Here is a 4,596-nt window from a genome sequence, read left to right as displayed (position 1 = left end):
ACCGGACGGCGCGGGGCCCGCTCGGGACACTCCGTGTGCCCCACTCCGCTCTCCCTAGTCGACCAGGGAACGGATGGAGCGCAGGGCCACGGACAGGGTGGCCAGGTCGAAGCGCTCGTTCTCCTGGATCTCCGACAGGGTGATCCCGGATCGCTGCACGGCGCTCTCGTTGGCCTTCACCCAGTCGGCGATGAGCTCACCCGCGGACGTGGAGTCGCCGGATTCCAGGACCCGCGCCGTCAGGTCGGCGTGCACGGCGTACAGGTCGTCGCGCAGGGCACCTCGGGCCATGGTCGCCCAGCGGTCGTCACGCGGCAGATCGATGATCCGCTCACGCCACCAGCTGAGGTTGAAGCGGTCGGCCAGCTCGAAGTAGAGCGCGGCCACCTCGCCCACCGGACGTTCGGTGCGGTGCGCGATCTCCACCAAGTCCAGTGTGGAGTAGGCCGGCACCATGACCGCGATGCGCTCGGCGAGCCCGGTGGGCACCCCCCGGGAGACGTACCGGTCGCGACGCTCCTCGAACGCCTCCCGGTCGCGGCCGCGCAGCAGGTCGACCAGCTGCGGCAGCACCTCTCCCACACCGTCGGCGAAGAAGCCGATCTCGGTGCTGATGTCGAACGGGAAGCTGCGGTTGCGCAGCAGCCACCTCGTGGAACGCTCGGCGAGCTTGCGGGCCTCCAACAACAGGACGAGCTGGCTGTCCACGGCGATCTCGTGGTCGAGGTCCTCGATCTCACCCCACAGCTTCCGAAGTCCCAGGACCTCCTGGGTCACCAGGTAGGCCCTCGCGATGTCGGCGGCGCTGGAACCCAGCTCCTCGTTGAGGCGGAAGGCGTAGGTGATCCCGGACCGGTTGACCAACTGGTTGGTCACCTGGTTGACGATGATCTCCTTGCGCAGCGGGTGCGCGGCCACCTCCTCGGCGAAGGCCTCCACGCGCAGCGGCTTCGGGAAGTAGTCCGTCAGGGTCGGCGCCAGGTAGGGGTCGTCGGCCAGGTCCGACAGTGCGATCTGCTCCTTGAGGCTCATCTTGGTGTAGGAGAGCAGCGTGGCGAACTCGGGGCCGGTCAGCCCCTTGCCCGCGGCGCGACGCTCGGCGATGGCCTTGTCGGAGGGCAGGTCCTCCAGTTTGCGCTTGAGGACCTTGGTGCGCTCCAGGTGACGCATGTAACGGCCGTGGACGTGCAGCATCTCGTAGCTCTGCTTGCGCGCGGCGGCCAGCACCGTGTTCTGGGCGTAGTTGTTGTCCAGGACCAGCGAGGCGACCTCGTCGGTCATGTCGATGAACAGCCGGTCGCGTTCGTCCTTGTCGAGTTCGCCCGCCCGCACCTCGCGGTCGAGCATGATCTTGATGTTGACCTCGTGGTCGGAGGTGTCCACACCGGCGGAGTTGTCGATGAAGTCGGCGTTGAGTCGGCCGCCGTTGCGGGCGTACTCGATCCGGGCCGGCTGGGTCATGCCCAGGTTGCCGCCCTCGCCGACCACCTTCACCCGCAGGTCCGCCCCGTTCACGCGCACGGGGTCGTTGGCCTTGTCCCCGACCTCCGCGTGGCTCTGGGAGCCCGCCTTGACGTAGGTGCCGATGCCACCGTTCCAGAGCAGGTCCACCGGCGAGGTCAGGACGCGCTGGATGAGCTCGTCCGGGGTGAGTTCGGTGACGCCCTCGTCGATGCCCAGGACCTCTCGGACCTGTGGGGTGATCGGGACCGACTTGGCCGAACGCGGGTACACGCCGCCGCCCTCGGAGATCAGGTCCGCGGAGTAGTCCTCCCAGGTGCTGCGCGGCAGGTTGAACAGGCGCTCCCGCTCGACCCAGGAGGTCCGCGGGTCGGGTTCGGGGTCCAGGAAGACGTGCCGGTGGTCGAAGGCCGCAACGAGCTTGATCTGCTTCGACAGCAGCATGCCGTTGCCGAACACGTCACCGGACATGTCGCCGATACCGACGGCGGTGAAGGGCTCCTCCTGGACGTTCACGCCCAGCTCGCGGAAGTGGTACTTGACCGACTCCCAAGCACCGCGGGCGGTGATGCCCATGCCCTTGTGGTCGTAGCCCACCGAGCCACCACTGGCGAAGGCGTCGCCGAGCCAGAAGCCGCGCTCGGCGGAGATGCCGTTGGCGATGTCGGAGAAGGACGCGGTGCCCTTGTCCGCGGCCACCACCAGGTAGGAGTCCTCGCCGTCGTGCCGAACGGTGCGGTCGGGGTGGACGAGCCGACCGTCGACGAGGTTGTCGGTGATGTCCAGCAGGGCGCTGATGAACTGCTTGTAGCAGGAGACGACCTCGGCCATCACCGCTTCACGGCCGCCGCCCGAGGGCAGGCGCTTGCAGACGAACCCGCCCTTGGCGCCGGCGGGAACGATGATGGAGTTCTTCACCATCTGGGCCTTGACCAGGCCGAGGACCTCGGTGCGGAAGTCCTCGAAGCGGTCGGACCAGCGCAGGCCGCCACGGGCGACGGTACCGAAGCGCAGGTGGACGCCCTCCACCCGCGGCGAGTAGACGTACATCTCCAGCCGGGGTCGCGGCTGCGGCAGGTCCGGGATCTGCTGCGGGTTGAGCTTGAACACCAGCCGTTCCTCGGAACCGTGCTGGTAGTGGTTGGTGCGCAGGGTGGCCCGCATGACGGCGAGGAACGAGCGCAGGATGCGGTCGTGGTCCAGGCTGGCCACACCCTCCAGTTCCGACTCGATCTTGGCGACCAACGTGTCGGCGCGTTCCTCGCGCCCTTCGTCGGGCCGGTCCGGGTCGAAGCGGGCCTCGAAGAACTCCATCAGGAGGTTGGTGACCCCGGCGTTGGCGACGAGGACGTCGGCGAGGTAGTCCGGGGTGAAGGTGGATCCGGTCTGACGCAGGTACTTGCCGTAGGCGCGCAGGACGGTGAGCTGACGCCAGTCGAGCCCGGCCCGGACGACCAACGCGTTGATGCGGTCGGACTCGGCCCGGTCGCGCCAGGAGGCGTCGAAGGCCTCCTCGAAGAGGACCCTCATGCGCTCGGGCGGCAGGTCCGAGGCGGGGAACTCACCGAGTCCGAAGTCGTAGATCCAGATCCTGCCCACACCCTCCACTTCGAGGGAGTAGGGACGTTCGTCCACCACCTCGACACCGAGGTGTTCCAGGACCGGCAGGACACGGGAGAGCGAGAGCGGCTCGTCCAGGCGGACCAGACGGAACCGCCAGGCGGTGTCGTTGGTCTCGTCGTCGTCCCGGTAGAGCGCGGCGGAGAACTCACCGCTGCGCTCGTCGACCGGGAAACGCTTCAGGAGGTCTTCGACGCGCTCGATGTCCTTGGCCGCGGTGACCGGGCTGTTGTCGACCTTGTAGGCCTCGGTGAGACCGGCGCCGTAGCGCTCCTTGAAGCCGGTGGCCCGGCTGGGACCGAACTCGTCCACGAGCGCGTCGTCGAAGTCGACGTCCCAGGACCTGGCGGCCTCGCGGACCTTCTCCTCCAGGGCGACCTGGTCGATGTCGGCGAGTGTGCGCCCGTGCTCGGCCCGGGCGACCAGGTACAGGCGCGCCAGCGGCGCGGCGCCGATCATCACGTTGTGGTCCATCGTGGCGCCCTGGAAGGCCTCGGTGAGGACCTTCTGGATGTCCAGGCGCACACGGGTGCTGTACTGGTCGCGCGGCATGTAGACGAAGCAGGACATGTACCGGCCCCCGTAGGGGTCACGGCGCATGAAGAGCTTGGTGCCGCGGCGTTCGCGCAGGCGCAGGACGCCCCGGACGATGTTGTAGAGCTCGCCGACCGGAATCTGCAGGAGCTCCTCGCGGGGGAAGGTCTCCAGCAGCTCGATGAGGTCCTTGCCGTTGTAGCTCTCGGCGTCGAACCCTGCCTGGGCGAGCACCTCGGCCTGCTTGCGACGCAGGATCGGGATCTGTCCGATGCCCGTGTTGTCGGCCTGGGAGGTGAACAGGCCGAGGAAGCGACGCTCACCGACGATGTTGCCCTGGGCGTCGAACTTCTTGACGCCGATGTAGTCGAGGTACTTGGGACGGTGGACGGTGGCGCGCGAGTTGGCCTTGGTCAGGACCAGGATGTAGGGCTCACGGGCCTTGGCGCGGATCTCGGGCGGCAGGGCCGCGTAACCGGTGGAGGACGGCGGGTCCATGCGCAGGATGCCCAGGCCGGTGCCCGGCTCCGGGCGCAGGTGGTCGTCACCGTTCTCGTCGGTGACCAAGGCGTACTCGCGGTATCCCATGAAGGTGAAGTGGCGGCTCTCGAGCCAGCGCAGGAAGTCGACGCTCTCGTCGATCTCGCGCGGGTCGACGCCGCCGGCGACCAGGGGCTGGGGGTCGGCGGAGAGCTCGTCCGCGATCCGACGGATCCGGTCGCTCATCTTGGCGGCGTCCTCGTCCACGTGACGGACGTCGCCGAGGACGGTCTCCAGGCGGGAGGTGATCTCCTTGACGCGCTCGGGATCGCCCTGCCGGTCGATCTCGATGTGCATCCAGGACTCGTCGATGGGCAGCAGGCCGTCGCCGCCGATCTCCGGGTCGACCTCGAGCAGGCGGCCGGAGAGGTCGCGTCCGACGGTCATCTGGGGGTGGATGACGGCGCGCACGCCCGCGCCGAGGTCGGCGAGGGCCATGGT

The 4,596-nt window shown here is 68.4% G+C and carries 1 protein-coding gene; it reads right to left on the bottom strand.

Going from position 1 to position 4,596, the window contains the following annotated elements; genetic code table 11:
• Window positions 1-54: 54 nt before the first annotated feature.
• On the bottom strand, window positions 55-4,596 hold a 4,542-nt coding region (locus K8V84_RS12215), incomplete at its 5' end, for an NAD-glutamate dehydrogenase (RefSeq protein WP_304074261.1).

Origin of the sequence: Nocardiopsis listeri (assembly GCF_020741345.1) — a bacterium.
Taxonomy (GTDB): domain Bacteria; phylum Actinomycetota; class Actinomycetes; order Streptosporangiales; family Streptosporangiaceae; genus Nocardiopsis; species Nocardiopsis listeri_A.
The sequence above is the reverse complement of the archived record's forward strand: the minus strand, read 5'-3'. Positions and strand labels throughout refer to the sequence as shown.